Source organism: Streptomyces sp. B93 (assembly GCF_018070565.1).
Lineage (GTDB): Bacteria > Actinomycetota > Actinomycetes > Streptomycetales > Streptomycetaceae > Streptomyces.
This window is the reverse complement of record NZ_JAGPXL010000042.1, coordinates 1-21,408: the sequence shown is the minus strand read 5'-3', so window position 1 is coordinate 21,408 and position 21,408 is coordinate 1. Positions and strand designations below refer to the sequence as shown.

The window sequence follows — 21,408 nt, the reverse complement described above, 5'->3', positions numbered from 1 at the left end:
TCCGCGCCCACGCGGCGGAGCCGCAGATCGATACAGCCCCGCGCCCCTAGGTGCGTGCGGTGTCCGCCGTCGCAGGCGGCAGCTCGACCTGTACTCCCGGATCCCCGGCGTCCGCCGTGTAGTCCTCCGGGCTGGTCTCGTCGATGCCCTCGGGGGCCTTGGCCGCCTTCAGGGCGAAGGTCAGGACGACCGTGACGACGAGGTTGAGCACGAAGGCCGTGAGGCCGATGTAGCCGATCTCGCCGATGCCGGGGATCTCCTTCGACGAGCCGCCGAAGTGCGCCTGCGTCGGCGAGGAGACGCCGTACGCGGCGATGGTGCCGTACAGCATGCCGACGGCCCAGCCCGCGAGCAGGGCCCAGCGGTGGAACCAGCGGGTGAACAGTCCGCCGACCAGCGCGGGGAAGGTCTGGAGGATCCAGATGCCGCCGAGCAGCTGGAAGTTGATGGCGACGGTCTTGTCCATGCCGAGGACGAAGACCAGCGCGCCCACCTTCACCAGCAGGGACACCAGCTTGGACACCTTGGTCTCCTGGGCCGGGGTGGCGTCCGGCTTCAGGAAGTCCTTGTAGATGTTGCGGGTGAAGAGGTTCGCGGCCGCGATCGACATGATGGCCGCCGGGACCAGCGCGCCGATGCCGATGGCGGCGAAGGCGACGCCCGTGAACCAGTCCGGGAACATGTTCTCGAACAGCTGCGGGATCGCCAGCTGGCCGTTGTCCACCTTGATCCCGGCCGCGATGGCCATGAAGCCCAGCAGGGCGAGCAGGCCGAGCATCAGCGAGTACAGCGGCAGGATCGTGGAGTTGCGGCGGATCACGTCCCGGCTGCGGCTGGACAGGACGGCGGTCACGCTGTGCGGGTACATGAACAGCGCGAGCGCCGAGCCCAGAGCCAGCGTGGCGTAGGTCCACTGCGAGGCGGCGTTCGGCGCCAGGCCGCCCGCGCCCGCGGACTCGTACTTCTGGCTGGCCGCGGCGAAGATGTCGTCGAAGCCGCCCAGCTTGATCGGGATGTAGATGATGGCGACCGCGATCACCAGGTAGATCAGCGTGTCCTTCACGAACGCGATCAGGGCGGGGGCGCGCAGGCCGGAGGAATAGGTGTACGCCGCCAGCACGCCGAAGGCGATCAGCAGCGGCAGGTCCTTGACGAACCAGTGGGTGTTCTCGCCGCCGCCGACGCCCATCACGTCCAGGACGGCCTGGATGCCGACCAGTTGGAGCGCGATGTACGGCATCGTGGCGAGGATGCCGGTGACGGCCACCGCCAGCGAAAGACCCTTGGAGCCGAAGCGGCCACGGACGAAGTCCGAGGTGGTGACGTACCCGTGCTTGTGGGAGACCGACCACAGGCGGGGCAGGAACACGAACATCATCGGGTAGATGAGGATCGTGTACGGCACCGCGAAGAACCCGGCCGCGCCCGCCGCGTAGATCGCCGCCGGGACCGCCACGAAGGTGTACGCCGTGTAGAGGTCGCCGCCGAGCAGGAACCAGGTGATCCAGGTGCCGAACGACCGGCCGCCCAGGCCCCATTCGTCGAGGCTGTGCTCGTTCTCGGCCTTGCGCCAGCGTGCGGCCAGGAAGCCCATCACGGTGACGGCGACGAAGAAGAGGACGAAGACGGCGAGCGCGACGCCGTTCACGCCGTCGTTCATTCCCCGGCACCCCTCTGCGACGCGCGGGCGCGCTGGTCACGCTGCCACAGGTGGTATGCCAACGATGTCAGAACCGCCGAGAGCACGACCCAGGCCATCTGGTACCAGTAGAAGAACGGGATGTCGAAGAGGGTGGGTTCGGTCTTCGCGTAGGAACCGACCCACAGCATGGATACGAAGGGTGCTATCAGACAGAGGGCGATGATGACGCGGATCGGCGTCACCACCGGCTCTCTGTTCTCTTCCGTCACTTCCGACGCTATTGGCATCCGGTGGCTCCGTCCCCTCACTGATCACCTGTGTAACGCGCAGGCAATCTAGGTCAGGGGACGGCGGAAACGGAACCCCTTGTTCACATGTCGGGAAACCGGTTTCCGCGGTCAGCAGCAGCGGAAGCCCTGCCGCGGGTCCGCTTCCTGCCGGTCCGTGCGCATCCGCTCGAACGCGCGTCGGGACGGCACCGGGACGCCGGGGTGATCTCTGCGGAAGTGGGCCGCATAACGGTCGTACGCCGACTCGTCGGTCAGCTCCCGCAGATACCAGCGCACGTTCCTAAACGCGCGGGTCAGCACCGACGGCATCGCGCGCCTCCTCCTTCTCCCGCTGGGTCGGGAACAGCCCCGCCGGGGCGACGATCTTCGACTCGACGTACGGCGCCTCGTGCAGCGTGGACAGCGCCGGGCGGCGGATGTGGCGCACGCAGATCCGGGCCGCGTCGACGACCACGACCACGATGAGCAGGGCCAGCACCGCGGAGAGCACGCCGTCCACCGTGGAGTTGGTGACGATGGTGTGCATGTCGTCCATGTCCTTGGCGGGCGGGATGACCTCGCCGCGGTCGATGCCCGCCTGGTAGACACCGCGCTGCTCGAAGAAGCCGACGCGCGGATCGCTGGAGAACACCTTCTGCCAGCTGGCGGTGAGGGTGACCGTGGCGTCCCAGACCAGCGGGACGCCGGTGATCCAGGCCCATTTGAGGCGCCCGGACTTCACCAGCAGCGTGGTGCACACGGCCAGGGCGACCGCGGCCAGCAGCTGGTTGGAGATGCCGAAGATCGGGAAGAGCTGGTTGATCCCGCCGAGCGGTTCATGGACGCCCACCCAGAGGAAGTACCCCCACAGTCCGCACACGATCGCGCTGGTGATGACCAGGCCGGGCTTCCAGCTGACGTTCTTGAACGGCTTGTAGACGTTGCCGAGGGTGTCCTGGAGCATGAACCGGCCCACCCGGGTGCCCGCGTCCAGCGCGGTCAGGATGAACAGGGCCTCGAACATGATGGCGAAGTGGTACCAGAAGGCCTTGAGGCTCCCGCCGGTCACCTGGGAGAAGATCTCCGAGACACCGACGGCCAGCGTGGGCGCCCCGCCCGTCCGGGACAGCAGCGTCGACTCCTCGACGGCACGGGCCGCGGCGGCGAGTTCCTCGGGGGAGATCTGGTAGCCCCAGCCGGTCACCACCTGCGAGGCGCTCTCCACCGTGGTGCCGATGGCGCCTGCGGGCGCGTTCATCGCGAAGTACAGGCCCGGGTCGATGATGCTCGCCGCGATCAGCGCCATCACCGCCACCGACGACTCCATCAGCATGGAGCCGTAGCCGATCATCCGGACCTGGGTCTCCTTCTGGATCATCTTCGGGGTGGTGCCGGAGGAGATCAGGGAGTGGAAGCCGGACAGGGCGCCACAGGCGATGGTGATGAAGACGAACGGGAAGAGCGAACCCGCGAAGACCGGCCCGTCGCCGCGCGAGGCGAAGTCGGTGACGGCGGGCATCTTCAGCGTCGGCAGGGCGACGACGACACCGAGGGCGAGCAGCCCGATGGTGCCGATCTTCATGAAGGTGGAGAGGTAGTCACGCGGCGCCAGCAGCATCCACACCGGCAGGATCGAGGCGATGAACCCGTACGCCACCAGCCAGATGACCAGGGTGGACGGCGCCAGGGTGAAGGCCTCCGCCCAGGACGACTCGGCTACCCAGCGGCCCGAGACCAGCGCGAGCAGCAGGAGCGCCACGCCGAGGAGGGAGACCTCGACGACCTTGCCGGGCCGCAGGACCCGCAGGTAGAAGCCCATCAGCAGGGCGATCGGGATGGTCATGCCGATGGAGAAGGTGCCCCACGGCGACTCGGCGAGGGCGTTGACGACGACCAGGGCCAGCACGCCGAGCAGGATGATCATGATGGCGAAGGCCGCGAGCAGCGCCGCCGCCCCGCCGAACGGGCCGATCTCCTCCCGGGCCATCTGGCCGAGCGAGCGGCCGTCGCGGCGGGTGGAGAAGAACAGCACCACCATGTCCTGCACGGCGCCCGCGAAGATGACGCCCGCGATGATCCAGATCGTGCCGGGCAGATAGCCCATCTGCGCCGCGAGCACCGGGCCGACCAGCGGTCCGGCCCCGGCGATCGCGGCGAAGTGGTGGCCGAGCAGCACCCGCCGGTCGGTGGGGTGGAAGTCGATGCCGTTGTCGAGGCGTTCCGCCGGGGTGGCCCGGGTCGCGTCGACCTTGAGCACCTTGCGGGCGATGAACCTGGCGTAGAAGCGGTAGGCGATCGCGTACGAGCCGAGGGCCGCCGCGACCATCCAGGCGGCGGACACCTCCTCGCCGCGGGAGAGCGCGAGCACGGTCCAGCCGGTGGCTCCGACCAGCGCTACGAGGGTCCAGATGACGATGGTTCGAGCGTTCGCGGTGCGCACCGGGTCGTCCTCCCGTCGCTGCCATGGCGTAGGTCATGACGGTCTGTTGACGGGAGGACGGTAGAGCAGGATCAGCAGGTGCGCTACACCCCGTGCACTACTCCTGTGGACGCTTCAACCTCGCCACGAACTTGTAGCGGTCGCCGCGGTACACCGAACGCACCCATTCGACCGGATGGCCGTCCCGGTCCAGGGAGTGCCGGGAGAGCATCAGCATCGGCAGGCCCACGTCGGTGCCGAGCAGTCCGGCCTCGCGCGGGGTGGCCAGCGAGGTCTCGATGGTCTCCTCGGCCTCGGCCAGATGGACGTCGTACACCTCGGCGAGGGCCGTGTAGAGGGACGTGTACTTCACCAGGGAACGGCGCAGCGCCGGGAAGCGCTTGGCGGACAGGTGGGTGGTCTCGATGGCCATCGGTTCGCCGTTGGCCATGCGCAGCCGCTCGATGCGCAGCACCCGGCCGCCGGTGGAGATGTCGAGCAGGGAGGCGAGGGTGTCGTCGGCGGTGATGTAGCCGATGTCCAGCAGCTGGGACGTGGGTTCCAGCCCCTGGGCGCGCATGTCCTCGGTGTAGGAGGTGAGCTGGAGCGCCTGGGAGACCTTGGGCTTGGCGACGAAGGTGCCCTTGCCCTGGATGCGCTCCAGCCGGCCCTCGACGACGAGTTCCTGGAGGGCCTGGCGCACGGTGGTGCGGGAGGTGTCGAACTCGGCGGCGAGCGTGCGCTCCGGCGGTACGGGGGTGCCGGGTGCCTGGGTCTCCGTCATGTCGAGCAGATGCTTCTTCAGGCGGTAGTACTTGGGCACGCGCGCGGTACGGACGCCTGCCCCGCCCTCGTTCTCCGCACTGCTGACGTCGGTGCTCATGCTCCGCCTTCCCGGCTCCCGGTCCCGCACGACCGACGTCCGTCGGCCACGGCCCACATCGTGGCACGGCTGCGCGTACGGGGTCCCCGCACGGTCCGTGATCCCCTCTGTATACCCCCGCTCCCACCGTTGGTCTAGTCCAGCACCCCCAGGTGGTCCATCAGTGGTCTACCCGACAAGGGTCCTGTCTGGAGGTGTTTTCACCGCCTTCTTTAGTAATGGTTCCTGCATATGTAGGTCCCATAACGGCTGGTCGGGGCCTACTTCTGGGCCCTTGACAGGCCATTTGGTCTGGGCCAAGCTCCCGGTACTGGTCTACACCATTGGTCCAGGTCCCGGCCCCACGGACAGCACGCGTTGACGGTCTCACCGCGGGGACGAGGGGGGTTTGTGGCATCCCTGAGGAGGGTGGCGTGAAGCGCAAGCTGATATCCGCGATCGGTGTCGCGGCAATGATGGTCTCCATCGCGGCGTGCGGGGGCGACGACGGCGACGAGGGCGACGGCGGCAAGGCCGGTGCGGACGGCTACGCGGGTCAGACGCTCACCGTCTGGGTGATGGACGGCTCCTCGCCCGACGACTGGCAGGCCGACCTGGCCGCCGCCTTCGAGAAGAAGACCAAGGCGAAGGTCAAGTTCGAGGTCCAGCAGTGGAACGGCATCCAGCAGAAGCTGACCACCGCCCTGTCCGAGGAGAACCCGCCGGACGTCTTCGAGATCGGCAACACCCAGACCCCGGCCTACGCCAAGACCGGCGGCCTCGCCGACCTCGCCGACCTGAAGGCGGAGATCGGCGGTGAGTGGACCGAGTCCCTCAACGAGTCCTCCATCTACGAGGGCAAGCAGTACGCGGCGCCCTGGTACTTCGCCAACCGCGTCGTCCTCTACAACAAGGAGATCTGGGAAGAGGCCGGGCTCAAGGACACCCCCAAGACCCGCGACGAGTTCTACGACGCCCTGAAGACGATCGGCGAGAAGACCGACGCCGAGCCGATCTACCTGCCCGGCCAGAACTGGTACCACTTCGTCGGCCTGACGATCGGTGAGGGCGCCGAACTGGTCAAGAAGGAGGGCGACAAGTACGTCTCCAACCTCGACGACCCGAAGGTCGCCGCCGCCATGGAGACGTACAAGAAGTTCCAGTCGCTGTCCAAGGCGCCCAAGGACAAGGACGAGGCCACCCCGCAGCAGGGCCAGGTCTTCGGCAAGGGCAACGTCGGCGCCTTCATCGGCATGGGCTGGGAGGCGGGCATCGCCATCGAGGCCAACCCGAAGATCGAGGACAAGATCGGCTACTTCACGATCCCGGGTCCGACGGCCGACAAGCCCGAGGGCGTCTTCCTCGGCGGCTCCAACCTGGCCGTCGCCGCGGGCAGCAAGAAGCAGGAACTCGCCAAGGAGTTCCTGAAGCTCGCCCTGTCCGACGAGTTCGAGGGCCAGCTCGCCAAGCTCAACGGCGTCATCCCGAACAAGGAGTCGCTCCAGACCAACCTGGAGGGCAACGTCGTCGCCGAGGCCGCCGCCCCGGCCGCCGCCGGCGGTGGCACCACGCCGCTGATCCCGGAGTGGGCCGCCGTCGAGAACGCGCCCAACCCGGTGAAGACGTACATGACCGCCGTGCTCAACGGCAAGTCCCCGGCCGAGGCCGCGGCGCAGGTCGAGGACGAGTTCAACAAGCGCCTGTCGCAGCAGCAGTAAGGGCACAGGGGAGAGGGGGCCCGGTTCCGGTCGGGCCCCCGCCCCGCGTTCCGTCAGGTCGAGTAGAGAGAACGCGAGCATGACCGTGCAGACCGAACGGCCGCCCTCAGGCCCGGCGGACGTCCGCAAGGGGGCGGACGGCGGCGCATCCGACAGGCCGGTACAGCGAGCGGCGGCGCGCTTCGGCGCGCTCGCCCCGTACCTGTTGCTGCTGCCCGCCTGCGCTGCCACCGTGCTGCTGCTGGGCTGGCCGCTGCTGAAGGACGTCCTGCTGTCCTTCCAGAACCTCAACATGGCGCAGCTGATCCAGCACGTCACCGAGTGGAACGGCATCGACAACTACAAGGAGGTCCTCACCGGCGAGGACTTCTGGCGCGTCACCCTGCGCTCGATCCTGTTCACGGCCGTCAACGTCGCCCTCACCATGGTCCTCGGCTCCCTGGTCGGCCTGCTCCTGGCCCGCCTCGGCAAGCGGATGCGGCTGACGCTGCTGATCGGTCTGGTGCTGGCCTGGGCGATGCCCGTCATCGCGGCGACCACGGTCTACCAGTGGCTGTTCGCCGAGCGGTTCGGCGTCGTCAACTGGGTGCTGGACAAGCTCGGCTGGCACTCCATGGCCGACTACAGCTGGACCAGCAGCCAGATGTCGACGTTCTTCGTCGTCACCGTGCTGATCGTGTGGATGTCCATCCCGTTCGTCGCCATCAACCTGTACGCGGCGACCACCGTCATCCCCGGCGAACTGTACGAGGCCGCCGCCCTCGACGGCGCGGGCGCCTGGAAGAGCTTCACCACGGTCACCCTGCCGTTCCTGCGGCCGTTCCTCTACGCCACGACCTTCCTGGAGATCATCTGGATCTTCAAGGCGTTCGTGCAGGTCTACGTCATCAACGCGGGCGGCCCCGACCGGCTCACCGAGATCCTGCCCGTCTACGCCTACATCGAGGGCGTCGGCAACCAGCACTACGGCATGGGTGCCGCGATCGCCGTCCTGACCATCCTGATCCTGCTCGGGATCACCGCCTACTACCTGCGGATCGTGCTCAAGCAGGATGAGGAGGGGGAGCTGTGAAGCGCACGCTCTTCGGCCGCCTCTGGCCCAATGTCACGGCCGTCGTCCTGTTCGTCGGCTGCGTCTTCCCCGTGTACTGGATGATCTCCACGGCCTTCAAGCCGACCGGCGACATCATCTCCGAGGACCCCGTCTGGTTCCCCACCGACGCCACCCTGAAGCACTTCAGGACGGCGATCAGCGTCGACCACTTCTGGACGTACGTCTCCAACTCGCTGATCGTCACCGTCCTCGCGGTGGTCTTCTCCCTGATGATCGCGCTCGCCGGGTCCTTCGCCCTGGCCCGGATGCGGTTCAAGGGCCGGCGCGGCTTCATCGTCGGCTTCATGCTGGCCCAGATGGCGCCCTGGGAGGTCATGGTCATCGCGATCTACATGATCGTGCGGGACGCCTCCATGCTGAACAGCCTGGTCCCGCTGACGGTCTTCTACATGATGATGATCCTGCCCTTCACCATCCTGACGCTGCGCGGCTTCGTCGCCGCCGTGCCCCGGGAGCTGGAGGAGGCCGCCATGGTCGACGGCTGCACCCGCGTCACCGCCTTCCGCAGGGTGATCCTGCCGCTGCTCGGCCCCGGCCTGATGTCGACCTCGATGTTCGGCTTCATCACCGCCTGGAACGAGTTCCCGCTGGTCCTGGTGCTCAACAAGGAGGCGGAGTCGCAGACCCTGCCCCTGTGGGTGTCCAGCTTCCGCACCGCCTTCGGCGACGACTGGGGCGCCACCATGGCCGCCTCCACCCTCTTCGCCATCCCCATCCTGATCCTCTTCGTCTACCTCCAGCGCAAGGTCGTCAGTGGCCTGACCGCGGGCGCCGTGAAGGGATAACGCCACCCGATGACCACATTCGCGAGCGGCACCGACACCCTGACGCGTGACGCCCTGACCGTCCTCCAGCCCGGCTTCACCGGCACCACCGCCCCCGACTGGCTGCTGCGCCGCGTCGGCGAGGGCCTCGCCTCCGTCGGACTCTTCGGCCGCAACATCGCCTCCGCCGCCCAACTGGCCGCCCTCACCGCCCAGCTGCGCGCCGAACGCGACGACGTCCTGGTCGCCATCGACGAGGAGGGCGGCGACGTCACCCGCCTCGAGGTGCGCACCGGCTCCTCCTTCCCCGGCAACCACGCCCTCGGGGCGATCGACGACACCGACCTCACCCGGCAGGTCGCCTACGCCCTCGGGCGCCGCCTGGCCGCCTGCGGGGTCAACTTCAACTGGGCGCCGTCCGCCGACGTCAACTCCAACCCCGACAACCCGGTGATCGGCGTACGGTCCTTCGGCGCCGACCCCGGCCTGGTCGCCCGGCACACCGCCGCCTACGTCACCGGCCTCCAGTCCGCCGGGGTCGCCGCCTGCACCAAGCACTTCCCCGGCCACGGCGACACCGCGGTCGACTCCCACCACGCGATGCCCCGCATCGACGCCGACCCCGAGGTGCTGGCCGCCCGCGAGCTGGCCCCGTTCCACGCCGCCATCGCCGCCGGGACCAAGGCGGTGATGAGCGCCCACATCCTGGTCCCCGCCCTGGACCCGGACCACCCGGCGACCCTCTCGCCCCGCGTCCTGACCGAACTGCTGCGCGGCGAACTCGGCTACGACGGCCTGATCGTCACCGACGGCATGGAGATGCAGGCCATCGCGGGCACCTACGGCATCGAACGCGGCAGCGTCCTCGCCATCGCCGCCGGCGCCGACGCGATCTGCGTGGGCGGCGGCCTCGCCGACGACGACACGGTACGACGGCTGCGCGACGCCCTGGTGGCCGCCGTGCGCGCCGGTGAACTGGCCGAGGAACGCCTCGCGGACGCGGCGGAACGGGTGCGGGCGCTCGCCCAGTGGACGGCGGGGGTGTCCCGGCCGTCCGGCACCGCCGACGACGAGGTGGGCCTGCGCGCCGCCCGCCGGGCCCTGCGGATCACCGGCGACCTCACCCCGCTCACCGGGGCGCCCTACGTCGCCGCGCTCACGCCGGTCGCCAACATCGCCGTCGGTGACGAGACGCCCTGGGGCGTGGCCGCCGAGCTGGCCGAATTCCTGCCCGGCACCGAGTCGGGCACCTTCACCGGCAGCGTCGCGGGCGGCGCGGTGCTGGCGGCGGCCGGAGAGCGCCGTATCGTCGCCGTCGTCCGCGACGAGCACCGGCACCCGTGGATGGCGGCGGCCCTCACCACCCTGCTCGCGGCCCGTCCTGACACCGTTGTCGTCGAGATGGGGGTGCCGCAGGCGCCGCCCCGGGGCGCGCCGCACATCGCCACCTACGGCGCGGCGCGGGTCTGCGGGCGCGCGGCGGCGGAGGTTCTCGCCGGGCGGTGACCCGAAGGAGAACGCCGGGCCCCTCGCTGAGGGTGCCCGGCGTTCGTCCGTTTCCGTCAGATGCCCTGCCACTCCGGCTTGTTGGCGTAGGTGTGCCGGAAGTAGTCGGCGAGCTTCAGCTCGGACGCGGCGGCCTCGTCGACGACGACCGTGGCGTGCGGGTGCAACTGGAGCGCGGAGGCCGGGCAGACCGCGGCGACCGGGCCCTCCACGGTCGCGGCGACCGCCTCCGCCTTGCCCTCGCCGGTGGCCAGCAGCACCAGGTGCCGCGCCTCCAGGATCGTCCCGATGCCCTGGGTGATCACATGGTGCGGGACCTGGTCGATGTCGCCGTCGAAGAAGCGCGCGTTGTCGATCCGGGTCTGCTCGGTCAGCGTCTTGATCCGGGTGCGCGACGCCAGCGACGAGCACGGCTCGTTGAAGCCGATGTGCCCGTCGGTGCCGATCCCCAGCAGTTGGAGGTCGACCCCGCCCGCCGCGGCCAGCGCCCTGTCGTACGCCTCGCACGCCGCCTGGACGTCCGCCGCCTCGCCGTCCGGACCGAGGAACGCCTCCATCCCGATCCCGAGCGGCTGGAGCACCTCACGGCGCAGCACCGAGCGGTAGGACTCGGGGTGCGCGGCGGGCAGCCCCACGTACTCGTCGAGCTGGGCGATCCGGGCCCGCGAGACGTCCACGGCGCCGGAGCGCACCTTGGCCGCCAGCGCCTCGTACACGGGCAGCGGGGTGGAGCCGGTGGCCACTCCGAGCAGGGCGTCGGGCTTGCGCCCGAGCAGCTGTGCCATGGCCTCGGCGATCAGTTCGCCGCCCGCCTCGGCGTCCGGAACGATGACAACTTCCACGCTGGGCCTGCCGTTCTGAAGAGGGAGTCACGGGCAATGTGGTTTAGACCAATCTCGGGTCCAATTTAACAGAGCGGGGCCTGCCGTGAAGGGGTGCAATGGGAGGAGAGCGGCAGCCGTCGGCAGGCCACCCTCATGGCTGCGAGGAGGAGTCCTGATGAGCAGTGTCACGACACCCGACCCCCGAGGCGACGCGCCCGGCCGCATCATGGCCCGCGAGATGGCCGAGCAGCCCGCCGTGCTCCGGCGGCTCCTGGACGAGGGCGCCGGGCCCGTCGGCCGGGTGGCCCACGAGATCGCCGCCCGCAGGCCCCGCTTCGTGCTGCTGACCGCCCGTGGCAGCTCCGACAACGCCGCGCTCTACGCCAAGTACCTCATCGAGATCCGGCTCGGGCTGCCCTGCGGGCTCGCCTCCATGTCGACGACCACCGCCTACGGCGCCCGCCCCGACCTCACCGACGTGCTGGTCGTCGCCGTCAGCCAGTCCGGCGGCTCACCCGACCTGGTCGACTCCACCCGGGCCGCCCGGGAGGCCGGGGCCCTCACCCTCGCCGTCACCAACAACCCCGACTCGGCGCTGGCCGGTGTCTGCGAGCACCACGTCGACATCCTCGCCGGGCCCGAGCGCGCCCTGCCCGCCACCAAGACCTACACGGCCTCCCTGCTCGCCCTCTACCTCTTCGTGGAGGGCCTGCGCGGCGGTGACGGCGAGCCCGCGCGGGTGCTGCCCGACCTGGCCGGCCAGCTGCTCGCCCGGCACGACGAGGTGCGCGCCCTGGCCGCCCGGTACCGCTTCGCCGAGCGCATGGTGATCACCTCCCGCGGCTACGGCTACCCCACGGCCAAGGAGGCCGCCCTGAAGCTGATGGAGACCAGCTACATCCCCGCCCTCTCCTACTCCGGCGCCGATCTGCTGCACGGCCCCCTCGCCATGGTCGACAACGTCTCCCCGGTGATCGCGGTGGTCACCGGCGGCAAGGGCGGCGAGGCGCTGCGGCCCGTCCTCGACCGGCTGCGCGGTCGCGGCGCCGACCTGGTCGTCATCGGCCCGCGCGAGCACGTCGAACGCGCCTCCGCCGGGTTCGTGCTGCCCACCGAGGGGGTCGCCGAGGAGGTGCAGCCGATCCTGGAGATCATCCCGCTCCAGCTGCTGGCCCATGAGGTGACCATCGCCCGCGGCCAGGACCCGGACGCGCCCCGTGCGCTGGCGAAGGTGACGGAGACCAGCTGAGCCGGACGGCCAGGTCGTCGCACCGGGGGCGCACCGGTGCGTTGGCGCAAATTGGACCGGCCGTCCGGCCCCACGGCAGTCGTGCGCGGGTTAGGCTTGCCGGGCGTCAAGTCCAGTCAGTCTCCGACAACAAATACCGCCCGCGCATGGACACACCCAACTGGTCTAGTCCACAATGCGTAGGGAAAGTGACAAGCCTCCGCCTTCCCCGCACAGGAAGGCGGATCGAGGAACCGGCGCTCTCTGCCCTGACTGCCCCGGCTCCTCATCCTTCGGCCGACCGGGACCGCACAGCCCACGGCCGATGCTGCTCCGGGCTGCGGTGCCGGGAGGGTTGAGGGTCCCTCCCAGGCGCCGCGGCCCGCGGGTGTTCACGGGCCGTACATTTCTGGGCCGCACAAACCGCCGGGTACGCTCGCAGACGTGCCCTCCATGAACGAGCTGGTCCGCCAGCACACCGCCCTCGACGACTCCGACCTCGAGTGGCTCCACCTGCTGGTCTCGGAGTGGCAACTGCTCTCCGACCTCTCCTTCGCCGACCTCGTGCTGTGGGTCCCCACCAGCGACGGCACCCGCTATGTCTCCGTCGCGCAGATGCGGCCCAACACCGGCCCCACCTCCTACCAGGACGACATGGTCGGCCACCTCGTCCCCCGTGGCCGGCGCCCCATGCTGGACGCCGCCCTCGACGAGGGCCGCATCGTCCGCGAGGGCGACCCCGAGTGGCGTGAGGAGGTCCCGGTCCGGGTCGAGTCCATTCCGGTACGACGGGAAGGGCGCGTCCTCGGCGTCATCGCCCGCAACACCAACCTCCTCACCGTGCGCACCCCGAGCCGGCTGGAGCTGACGTACCTCCAGTCCGCCTCCGACCTGGCGCAGATGATCGCGGCCGGTGCCTTCCCGTTCGCCAACCAGCAGGTCGACATGGACGCCTCGCCCCGCGTCGGCGACGGTCTGATCCGCGTCGACGCCGACGGCCTCGTCCAGTACGCCTCCCCGAACGCGCTGTCCGCCTACCACCGGATGGGCCTCGCCGCCGACCTGGTCGGCCACCACCTGGGACGTACGACCGCCGAACTCGCCCCCTCCCGCGGGCCGGTGGACGAGGCGCTCGCCAAGGTCGCCAGCGGGTGGGCGCCGCGCGAGTTCGAGATCGAGGCCAACGACGGGGTGATCCAGTTCCGGGCGATCCCGCTGAAGCCCAAGGGCACGCGGATCGGCTCCCTGGTGCTGCTCCGGGACGTCACCGAACTGCGGCGCCGTGAGCGTGAGTTGATCACCAAGGACGCCACCATCCGGGAGATCCACCACCGGGTGAAGAACAACCTCCAGACCGTGGCGGCGCTGCTGCGGCTCCAGGCCCGGCGCATCGAGTCCGAGCGGGGGCGGGCGGCGCTGGAGGAGGCGGTGCGGAGGGTCGGCTCCATCGCGATCGTGCATGAGACGCTGTCCCAGAATCTGGACGAGCGGGTGGAGTTCGACGAGATCGCCGACCGGGTGCTGGCGATGGTCGCCGAGATCTCACCCGGCAAGGTCACCGGCCGTCGCACCGGCCGCTTCGGCATCCTGGACGCCGAGGTCGCCACGCCGCTGTCGATGGTGCTGACCGAGGTGCTCCAGAACGCCCTGGAGCACGGCTTCCGGGAGGGGGACACCGGGACGGTCGAGGTGTCGGCCGTGCGGGGTGGTACGTCGAAGGAGGCGCGGCTGCTGGTCACCGTGCAGGACGACGGGGTGGGGCTGCCCGACGGCTTCGACCCGCACACCTCCGGCAACCTGGGGCTCCAGATCGTACGGACGCTGGTGGAGGGCGAGTTGGGGGGTACGTTCGACATGGTTCCGGCGCCGGAGCGGGGGACGCGGGTGGTGCTGGACGTGCCGGTGCGGGCACAGAAGTAGGCGCAGCGGGGGCGGGTGGTCTTCGGGGAAAGCAAAGGGCCCCGGACCCTTGGGTCCGAGGCCAGTGCTCGCTGCTGCTGTAAGTGCTCCAGCGCATCGGGGGTACTGCGCGCTGCGACTCGGGTGGCGGGAGATGCGTACTCGCTGTACGCGCCGCCTAGCTCAGGCTGTCAGCGGGGTGGGTGTGTCAGGCGGAGGCCTGACGGGCCCGGTTGCGAGCGGCGCGGCGCTTCATCGCGCGGCGCTCGTCCTCGCTGAGACCACCCCAGACGCCGGAGTCCTGACCGGACTCGAGCGCCCACTGCAGACACTGATCCATGACGGGGCAGCGACGGCAGACGGCCTTGGCTTCCTCGATCTGCAGCAGCGCAGGACCGGTGTTGCCGATGGGGAAGAAGAGCTCGGGGTCTTCCTCGCGGCAAACGGCGTTGTGACGCCAGTCCATGGCTGCTACCTCTCCTTGGTATTACGTGCTGATTGCTTGTGAATGTGAACGCTTTCACGAATCCCTCAACAAGTGAAGGGCCGACCGTCAGGTTGCCCTGGCGTGGTCCTGTGTCTTGGAGAGGGGTTCCGGTGATCTGTGGGGGCCGCTGTTGGGGGCCGTCCCGATCGCCACGTAGAGACTCGCAAACCTCAGCGGCGGATACAACCCCTTCCGAAAAGTTTTTTTTGATTCCTCGGTGTCGACTAGGTCACAGCCGTACTTCCATGGGGTGGATCGTGGCCTAAACGTTCGAGTGAAAGGACTTCCGCCCTTTCTGCTCACACAATCACACGCAGTGCACGGCGTACGCCTGTGAACGTCACGCTGGTACGCAGCCCCAGGTGGTCACCGTCCATCTGAAGGGGCAGTGGCGCCTTCGAATGCAAGGTGAAGTCGGTCAGGTCGTGCAGGGAGACAGCGTGCCTGCCGTGGGGCCCCCGGTCGGGGGACGAAGTGAGCAACTGGGTGCCATACCGGGCAACGGCGGCCGTGGACAGCCGGCTGAGTCCGAATACGTCGAGCCCGGTATCGAACGAGGCCTTAGGCGACGCGTACATGGGGCGATTGCCGAGGAACGTCCACGGGGCGGTGTTCGAGACTATGGAGACGACCAGGCCCTCGATCGGGTCCTCGCCGGCGCGTTGGAGGGTGATCGTGCCGTGGCGGCGGCTGGTCTCGCCGAGGAACTGTCGGACCACCTGGCGGACGTAGAGGGCGTGGGTGGATTTCTTGCCGCGTTCGCGCTGCTGTTCGACGCGGCCCACGACGCCGCCGTCGAAGCCGAGGCCCGCGTTGAACGTGAACCAGCGGGCCGGGACGGCCTCGTCCTCGCTGCCCGGGGTGCCGGAGGCCAGGCCCAGGCCGACGGTGCGTTCGCTGCCCTCGCGCAGCGCGTCGAGCAGGGCGCCGGTGGCCTCGACGGCGTCGTTGGGGAGGCCGAGGGCGCGGGCGAAGACGTTGGTGGAGCCGCCGGGGACGACGGCGAGGCCGGGGAGGTGGTCCGGGTCGGGGCCGGAGTGGAGGAGGCCGTTGACGACCTCGTTGACCGTGCCGTCGCCGCCGAGGGCCACGACGAGGTCTATGTCGTCGCTCTCCGCCGCCTGGCGGCCGAGGTCCCTCGCGTGACCGCGGTACTCGGTGGTGACGGCCTCCAGCTTCATTTCGCTCGCGAGGGCGTGGATCAGCACATCGCGCGTACGTGCGCTTGTGGTGGTTGCCGCCGGGTTGACCACGAGAAGTGCACGCATGGATGGCAGCGTACCTACTGGGGGGTACTGGGCGAAGTCCGGAGTGCGGATCCGGCGGGCGGGGGTGCGGGCGGGGCGCCTGCGGCCGGTGGTGGGTCGGGGCGGCGCCGGGGGGTGTCCGTCCTCGGAACCGCGCGATCTGCCAACGGGATGGGCAACGGGGTTTTCCGCGCGAACCACTGCGGGCGGACACCCCCTGACACGTCCCCTTCCGCAGTACGGCGCCCGCACCTCGTCGCTCGCTTAGCTGCGGGCAGCAGTTCCGCCTAGCTGCGGGCAGTCGTGCCGCAGGGCGGCACGGGTGGGCGCAGCGGCACCTCGTAGCGCCGGGCGTGCGCGACCCACCCCGGCCCCGCTCCGGTGCCGGCGGGCTACCCTGCTGACGTGAGCAGTGACCAGAAGCCAGACGTCCCCGGCGACGACACCGACCGACCCCACCGACTCGTGGCCGCCGCCGTACTCACCGGCCTGGAGGGCCTCGTCCTGCTCGTCGGCGGCGTCTGGATGGCCGTCTACGCGCTCGTGGGCGACCCGGACAACGAGCGGCAGGCCCTCACCGGCGGCATCACCCTGGCCGTACTCGCGCTGCTGCCGCTGCTCGCCGCGCGAGGGCTGCTCGCCCGGCGGGGGTGGAGCCGCGGCCCCGCCATCATCACGCAGATCATGGCCCTGCCGGTCGCCTACAACCTGCTCCAGGCCGAGAGCGCGTCCATTCCCGCCGGCATCGCCCTCGGCGTCGCAGCCGTCACCGCGCTCGTGCTGCTGATCAACCCTGCGACGACCCGGGCCCTCGGCATCCGTGGGCCCGGCAACGCCGAGAAGTAGGCCGCTACTCCTCCACCAGGAGCTTCTCCCGCAGCTGCGCCAGCGTGCGGGCCAGCAGCCGGGAGACGTGCATCTGGGAGATGCCCACCTCCTGCGCGATCTGCGACTGGGTCATGTTCGCGAAGAAGCGCAGGAGCAGAATGCGCTTCTCGCGGGGCGGGAGGTCCTCCAGCAGCGGCTTGAGTGACTCCCGGTACTCGACGCCCTCCAGCGCCTCGTCCTCCGCGCCGAGGGTGTCCGCGACCGCCGGGGACTCGTCGTCGGTGTCGGGGACGTCCAGCGACAGTGTGGAGTACGCGTTGGCGGACTCCAGGCCCTCCAGGACCTCCTCCTCGGAGATCGACAGCTTCTCGGCCAGCTCGTGGACGGTGGGGGAGCGGCCGTGCAGCTGGGACAGCTCCGCGGTGGCCGTGGTGAGCGCGAGACGCAGCTCCTGGAGGCGCCGGGGGACCCGGACCGCCCAGCCCTTGTCGCGGAAGTGGCGCTTGATCTCGCCCACGACGGTGGGGGTGGCGTACGTGGAGAATTCGACGCCGCGGTCCGGGTCGAAACGGTCGACCGACTTGATCAGGCCGATCGTGGCGACCTGGGTCAGGTCGTCGAGTGGCTCCCCGCGGTTGCGGAAGCGGCGGGCGAGGTGCTCGACGAGCGGCAGGTGCATGCGGACCAGCTGGTTGCGCAGCTCCGCGTACTGCGGGCTGCCCTCCTTCAGACCGCGCAGCTCGACGAACATGGCGCGCGCCCCGCTGCGGTCCGGCGGTTCGTGCTGCGCGCCCTGCGCGCTCCGCGTGGCCACCGCGTCCTGCTCCGAGTTTCGCTCGTGCTCGTTCATCGTCCCGCCCGTTGCCCTTCCCCGAGCCCGTGCCGCAGCTCGGACAGGGGTGACCCCGCTCCGCCGTTCCAGAGGTGTGCGCTGCCCGGTGCCCGGCTGGTCCCGCTGCCCGTCGGCCGTGAACTCCGCCGGGTCGCCGGGGTCCTCCGGGTGCGGCCGGGCCTGCTCGGGGATGCCGTCGATGCCGTCCGCCATGCGCCCGGCTCCGCCGGAAGGTGGAATTCCGCCCTCGGCGGGCAGCTCACGTGTGCCGCGCTCTTCGTCCCGCACCGGCCCGTCCCCGTCCTTCACGCCGGCCCGGGTCCCGCGCCGCGCTGTTTGTAGAGGCTGATCGAAACGGTCTTGTCCTCGTCCACGGCGGAGGAGACCTTGCCCGCGAGGGCGGACAGCACGGTCCAGGCGAAGGTGTCCCGCGAGGGGGCGTGGCCGTCGGTGGTCGGCGCCGAGACGGTGACCTCCAGCGAGTCGTCGACGAGGCGGAAGACACAGCTGAGCACGGAGCCGGGGACGGCCTGCTGGAGCAGGATCGCGCAGGCCTCGTCCACCGCGATGCGCAGGTCCTCGATCTCGTCGAGGGTGAAGTCCAAACGGGCCGCGAGCCCGGCCGTGGCCGTGCGCAGCACCGACAGGTAGGCACCCGCGGCCGGCAGCCGGACTTCCACGAAGTCCTGGGTCGCGGGCTCGCCTGCGATCTGGGACACCCTCACCTCCAAGGTGGTACAAGCTGTTCGGGGTCGAGGGTCGCCCCTCGGGGAACGCGAGTGGTTCAGCGGTGACGCTACCGCGCCCTCGACAATCCTGTCCCCGGGACCCCAACCCCGTGCTGTCACTCATAGTAAACATACATATACGCACAGTGGCTAGGGGGTCTGCGGGCCCAATTGGGAAGAGCGCGCGCCGGGTTGACGTACCCAGACGTCAGACCGTCGAATCGTCCCTCACGCCAGCACGTGGTCGACGAAGCACCAGCGCCAGGCCTCGCCCGGTTCGAAGGTCCGCATCACCGGGTGGCCCGTCTCCTCATGATGCCCTGTCGCGTGCCGGCCGGGCGAGGAGTCGCAGCAGCCGACGAAGCCGCAGGACAGACAGAGCCGCAGTTGCACCGGGTGCGTGCCGTGCGCCAGGCACACCGGGCACGTCTCGCTGAGCGGCGCGGGTTCGGGGTGTGGCAGCGCGTCGGCGTGCGTGCACTGTTTCATGATTGCCAGATTACGACGGGCGTGCGGGTGACCGCGCGGAAAAAGTATGGGGGCGAGAGTGCCATGGACGTGATGCCGCTGCTGTTGCTCGTGGCGGGCAGCGCGGTGGTCGCGGGGGCGGGCCGACGCACCCCGGTCCCCGCGCCGCTGCTGCTGGTGGCGGCCGGGCTGGCGGTCTCGTACGTCCCCGGAGTGCCCGACTACCACATCGACCCGCACGTCGTGCTGCCGCTGATCCTGCCCCCGCTGCTGCACCTGGCGGCCATCGACAGCTCCTACCTCGACCTGCGCGCCCAGATCCGGCCCGTCGCCCTGCTCTCCGTCGGGTACGTGCTGTTCGCGACCGTCGCCGTCGGCTGGGCCGCCCATCTGATCGTGCCGGGCCTGCCGCTGACCGCGGCGCTGGTGCTGGGCGCGGTGGTGGCGCCGCCGGACGCGGTCGCGGCCACGGCGGTCGCCCGCCGGGTGGGGCTGCCGTCCCGGATCACCACGATCCTCCAGGGCGAGTCCCTGGTGAACGACGCCACCGCGATCACCGCCTACCGGGTGGCCCTGGCGGCGGCCGTCGGCGAGGGCGCCACCTGGGCCGGGGGGATCGCCGAGTTCCTGGTCGCGGCGATCGGCGGCATCGGCATCGGACTGGTGCTGATGGTGCCGATCCACTGGCTGCGCCTGCACCTGAAGGAGGCGCTGCTCCAGAACACCCTCTCCCTGCTGATCCCCTTCATCGCCTACGCCGTCGCCGAACAGGTGCACGCCTCCGGGGTCCTCGCGGTCGTCGTCGTCGCGCTGTACCTCGGCCACCGCGCCTGGCAGGTCGACTTCGCCACCCGGCTCCAGGAGGGCGCGGTGTGGAAGATGGTCGCCTTCGTCCTGGAGTCGGCGGTGTTCGCGCTGATCGGACTGCAACTGCCGGTCGTCCTGAGCGGGCTGGGGACCGACGACAACTGGTCGGTGGTCTGGTACGCGGTCGCCCTGTTCCTCGTCGTGGTGGCGGCGCGGTTCGTGTGGGTGTATCCGGCCACCTTCCTGCCGCGCATGCTGTCCGCGCGGCTCCGCGAACGGGAGACCAACCCCGGCTGGAAGGGCACGTTCATCATCTCCTGGGCCGGGATGCGGGGCGTGGTCTCCCTGGCCATCGCCTTCTCCATCCCGGTGACCATGCACAACGGCGAGCCCTTCCCCGGCCGCAACCTGATCCTCTTCCTGACCTTCACCACCGTCATCGGCACCCTCGTCCTCCAGGGCCTCACCCTGCCCGCGCTGATCCGGCTGCTGAAGCTGCCCGGCCGGGACGCCCAGGCCGAGACGCTCACCGAGGCCAACGCCCAGGCGCAGGCCTCCCGGGCCGCCGAGCAGCGCCTCGACGAACTCCTCGCCGACGAGCGCAACGCCCTGCCGGAGCCGCTCGCCGACCGGCTGCGCGCGGTCCTGGAGCGCCGCCGCAACGCGGTCTGGGAGCGCCTCGGCCAGCCCAACCCGGTCACCGGAGAGACCGCCGACGACACCTACCGGCGGCTGGCCGGCGAGATGATCGGCGCCGAGCGCGAGGTCTTCGTCAGGCTCCGCGACGCGCGCTACATGGACGACGAGATGCTCCGCTCCCTGCTGCGCCGACTGGACCTGGAGGAGGCCGCGGCCTACCGGGAGACGCACCCGTAGGACGTCAAGGGAAGGGGCGGCCGGTGACGACGGCCGCCACGGTGCTCCCGCGCGGGAGGACGCCCTCCGCGGCGAGCGTGACGAGGGCATAGAGCAATTTGGCGACATAGAGACGTTCGACGGGCAGTCCGTGTCGTTGTTCGAAGTCCTCGGCGAAGGCGTCGAGTTCGGGTCCGGTACGCGCGTACCCGCCGAAGTGGAAGCGTTCGTCCAGCGACCAGGCACCCCGCGGCCCGCCGAACGCCCGCTGCTGGAGCGCCCGTATCTCGGCGCCCAGGAAACCGCCCCTGAGCACCGGCACGCCCAGCGCGCGCTGGCCCGGCCCCAGCCCGGCGGCGAGCCCGGCCAGCGTGCCGCCGGTGCCGCAGGCGACCGCGGCCACGTCGGCACGGCCGCGCAGCTCCGTACCGAGATCGCGGCAGCCGCGCACCGCCTCGGCGTTGCTGCCGCCCTCCGGGACGACGTACGCGCCCTCCGCGTCCGCCGCGCGCAGCACGGCCGCCAGGGTCTCCGGCTCCGACTTGCGGCGATATATCGATCTGTCGACGAAGTGCAGTCGCATGCCGTCGGCGGCGCACCGGGCCAGGGAGGCGTTGAGCGGACGGTCGGCCAGTTCCTGGCCGCGGACCACACCCACCGTGGGCAGGCCGAGCAGCCGTCCGGCGGTGGCGGTGGCCCGCAGGTGGTTGGAGTAGGCGCCGCCGAAGGTGAGGACCGTACGGCCGTGCGCCGCCCGGAGGTTCGGCGCGAGTTTGCGCCACTTGTTGCCGATCAGCTCCGGATGGATCAGGTCGTCCCGCTTCAGCAGCAGCCCGACGCCGTGCCGGCCGAAACGGTCGTCCGCCACCTCCTGGAGGGGGGAGGGCAGGCGGGGGCGCAGGGCGGCGGGG

At 70.2% G+C, this 21,408-nt stretch carries 20 protein-coding genes; 8 read left to right on the top strand and 12 right to left on the bottom strand.

Going from position 1 to position 21,408, the window contains the following annotated elements; genetic code table 11:
* Positions 1–46: 46 nt before the first annotated feature.
* The 5 genes from mctP to KBY47_RS29000 all read right to left on the bottom strand — a co-directional run bounded on the left by mctP (position 47) and on the right by KBY47_RS29000 (position 5,213).
* Entirely contained in the window at positions 47–1,660 is a 1,614-nt protein-coding gene (mctP, locus tag KBY47_RS29020; protein WP_210926146.1) for a monocarboxylate uptake permease MctP, read from the bottom strand.
* Positions 1,657–1,929 (bottom strand): DUF3311 domain-containing protein, encoded by a 273-nt coding sequence (locus KBY47_RS29015; RefSeq protein WP_210926144.1) that lies wholly within the window; start codon positions 1,927–1,929, stop codon positions 1,657–1,659. Before KBY47_RS29015 ends, mctP begins: the two co-directional genes overlap by 4 nt.
* A gap of 111 nt (positions 1,930–2,040) precedes the next feature.
* A complete protein-coding gene (locus KBY47_RS29010; protein WP_210926142.1) occupies positions 2,041–2,241 on the bottom strand; it encodes a YbdD/YjiX family protein in 201 nt (66 codons plus the stop codon).
* Complete coding sequence (locus KBY47_RS29005) at positions 2,213–4,351, bottom strand: carbon starvation CstA family protein (RefSeq protein ID WP_210926140.1); 2,139 nt, start codon at positions 4,349–4,351, stop codon at positions 2,213–2,215. The genes KBY47_RS29010 and KBY47_RS29005 overlap by 29 nt, the downstream gene beginning before the upstream one ends.
* A gap of 97 nt (positions 4,352–4,448) precedes the next feature.
* Positions 4,449–5,213, bottom strand: a complete 765-nt coding sequence (locus KBY47_RS29000; protein WP_210926138.1) for a GntR family transcriptional regulator — start codon at positions 5,211–5,213, stop codon at positions 4,449–4,451.
* A 413-nt stretch (positions 5,214–5,626) separates the two neighbouring features.
* Here KBY47_RS29000 and KBY47_RS28995 point away from each other — a divergent pair, with 413 nt between their 5' ends.
* From KBY47_RS28995 to KBY47_RS28980, 4 genes are all read left to right on the top strand, one after another.
* A complete protein-coding gene (locus tag KBY47_RS28995; RefSeq protein ID WP_210926136.1) occupies positions 5,627–6,910 on the top strand; it encodes an extracellular solute-binding protein in 1,284 nt (427 codons plus the stop codon).
* Between the two features lie 79 nt (positions 6,911–6,989).
* On the top strand, positions 6,990–7,982 hold the full coding sequence (locus KBY47_RS28990) for a carbohydrate ABC transporter permease (RefSeq protein ID WP_210926134.1): 993 nt from the start codon (positions 6,990–6,992) through the stop codon (positions 7,980–7,982).
* Positions 7,979–8,809 carry a carbohydrate ABC transporter permease gene (locus KBY47_RS28985; RefSeq protein WP_210926133.1) on the top strand — a complete coding sequence of 277 codons (831 nt, stop codon included), beginning with the start codon at positions 7,979–7,981 and terminating at the stop codon, positions 8,807–8,809. The genes KBY47_RS28990 and KBY47_RS28985 overlap by 4 nt, the downstream gene beginning before the upstream one ends.
* Before the next feature lie 9 nt (positions 8,810–8,818).
* Entirely contained in the window at positions 8,819–10,294 is a 1,476-nt protein-coding gene (locus tag KBY47_RS28980) for a glycoside hydrolase family 3 protein (RefSeq protein WP_210926131.1), read from the top strand.
* Between the two features lie 56 nt (positions 10,295–10,350).
* Here the strand turns inward: KBY47_RS28980 and nagB are convergent, their stop codons facing one another.
* Entirely contained in the window at positions 10,351–11,136 is a 786-nt protein-coding gene (gene nagB, locus KBY47_RS28975) for a glucosamine-6-phosphate deaminase (protein WP_210926128.1), read from the bottom strand.
* Positions 11,137–11,293: 157 nt separating this feature from the next.
* Here nagB and KBY47_RS28970 point away from each other — a divergent pair, with 157 nt between their 5' ends.
* Positions 11,294–12,367: an SIS domain-containing protein gene (locus tag KBY47_RS28970; protein WP_210926126.1), complete on the top strand. Its 1,074-nt coding sequence runs from the start codon at positions 11,294–11,296 to the stop codon at positions 12,365–12,367.
* A 432-nt stretch (positions 12,368–12,799) separates the two neighbouring features.
* Positions 12,800–14,266 (top strand): sensor histidine kinase, encoded by a 1,467-nt coding sequence (locus KBY47_RS28965; protein ID WP_210926220.1) that lies wholly within the window; start codon positions 12,800–12,802, stop codon positions 14,264–14,266.
* A gap of 187 nt (positions 14,267–14,453) precedes the next feature.
* Here the strand turns inward: KBY47_RS28965 and KBY47_RS28960 are convergent, their stop codons facing one another.
* Both KBY47_RS28960 and KBY47_RS28955 read right to left on the bottom strand, forming a co-directional pair.
* Complete coding sequence (locus tag KBY47_RS28960; protein WP_006142322.1) at positions 14,454–14,711, bottom strand: WhiB family transcriptional regulator; 258 nt, start codon at positions 14,709–14,711, stop codon at positions 14,454–14,456.
* A gap of 320 nt (positions 14,712–15,031) precedes the next feature.
* Positions 15,032–16,000 carry a diacylglycerol kinase family protein gene (locus KBY47_RS28955; RefSeq protein ID WP_210926124.1) on the bottom strand — a complete coding sequence of 323 codons (969 nt, stop codon included), beginning with the start codon at positions 15,998–16,000 and terminating at the stop codon, positions 15,032–15,034.
* 384 nt (positions 16,001–16,384) lie between these two features.
* On the opposite strand from KBY47_RS28955, the gene KBY47_RS28950 reads away from it, so the two are divergent.
* Positions 16,385–16,825 (top strand): hypothetical protein, encoded by a 441-nt coding sequence (locus KBY47_RS28950; RefSeq protein ID WP_210926122.1) that lies wholly within the window; start codon positions 16,385–16,387, stop codon positions 16,823–16,825.
* Between the two features lie 4 nt (positions 16,826–16,829).
* Here KBY47_RS28950 and KBY47_RS28945 read toward each other — a convergent pair whose 3' ends face one another.
* The 3 genes from KBY47_RS28945 to KBY47_RS28935 form a co-directional block, all read right to left on the bottom strand.
* Entirely contained in the window at positions 16,830–17,927 is a 1,098-nt protein-coding gene (locus KBY47_RS28945; protein WP_210926218.1) for an RNA polymerase sigma factor SigF, read from the bottom strand.
* Between the two features lie 17 nt (positions 17,928–17,944).
* Complete coding sequence (locus KBY47_RS28940) at positions 17,945–18,358, bottom strand: anti-sigma regulatory factor (protein ID WP_004925829.1); 414 nt, start codon at positions 18,356–18,358, stop codon at positions 17,945–17,947.
* Between the two features lie 237 nt (positions 18,359–18,595).
* Positions 18,596–18,856 carry a UBP-type zinc finger domain-containing protein gene (locus tag KBY47_RS28935; protein ID WP_210926120.1) on the bottom strand — a complete coding sequence of 87 codons (261 nt, stop codon included), beginning with the start codon at positions 18,854–18,856 and terminating at the stop codon, positions 18,596–18,598.
* A 63-nt stretch (positions 18,857–18,919) separates the two neighbouring features.
* Here KBY47_RS28935 and KBY47_RS28930 point away from each other — a divergent pair, with 63 nt between their 5' ends.
* A complete protein-coding gene (locus KBY47_RS28930) occupies positions 18,920–20,518 on the top strand; it encodes a Na+/H+ antiporter (RefSeq protein ID WP_210926118.1) in 1,599 nt (532 codons plus the stop codon).
* Between the two features lie 4 nt (positions 20,519–20,522).
* Here the strand turns inward: KBY47_RS28930 and KBY47_RS28925 are convergent.
* The coding region (locus KBY47_RS28925; protein ID WP_210926116.1) for a 1-aminocyclopropane-1-carboxylate deaminase/D-cysteine desulfhydrase at positions 20,523–21,408 on the bottom strand (886 nt) is incomplete at its 5' end.

Coding starts and splice junctions, on each gene's coding strand:
- mctP (WP_210926146.1), bottom strand. CDS start 1,660: ATGAACGACGGCGTGAACGGCGTCGCGCTCGCCGTCTTCGTCCTCTTC.
- KBY47_RS29015 (WP_210926144.1), bottom strand. CDS start 1,929: ATGCCAATAGCGTCGGAAGTGACGGAAGAGAACAGAGAGCCGGTGGTG.
- KBY47_RS29010 (WP_210926142.1), bottom strand. CDS start 2,241: ATGCCGTCGGTGCTGACCCGCGCGTTTAGGAACGTGCGCTGGTATCTG.
- KBY47_RS29000 (WP_210926138.1), bottom strand. CDS start 5,213: ATGAGCACCGACGTCAGCAGTGCGGAGAACGAGGGCGGGGCAGGCGTC.
- KBY47_RS28990 (WP_210926134.1), top strand. CDS start 6,990: ATGACCGTGCAGACCGAACGGCCGCCCTCAGGCCCGGCGGACGTCCGC.
- KBY47_RS28980 (WP_210926131.1), top strand. CDS start 8,819: ATGACCACATTCGCGAGCGGCACCGACACCCTGACGCGTGACGCCCTG.
- KBY47_RS28970 (WP_210926126.1), top strand. CDS start 11,294: ATGAGCAGTGTCACGACACCCGACCCCCGAGGCGACGCGCCCGGCCGC.
- KBY47_RS28965 (WP_210926220.1), top strand. CDS start 12,800: ATGAACGAGCTGGTCCGCCAGCACACCGCCCTCGACGACTCCGACCTC.
- KBY47_RS28960 (WP_006142322.1), bottom strand. CDS start 14,711: ATGGACTGGCGTCACAACGCCGTTTGCCGCGAGGAAGACCCCGAGCTC.
- KBY47_RS28955 (WP_210926124.1), bottom strand. CDS start 16,000: ATGCGTGCACTTCTCGTGGTCAACCCGGCGGCAACCACCACAAGCGCA.
- KBY47_RS28935 (WP_210926120.1), bottom strand. CDS start 18,856: ATGAAACAGTGCACGCACGCCGACGCGCTGCCACACCCCGAACCCGCG.
- KBY47_RS28930 (WP_210926118.1), top strand. CDS start 18,920: ATGGACGTGATGCCGCTGCTGTTGCTCGTGGCGGGCAGCGCGGTGGTC.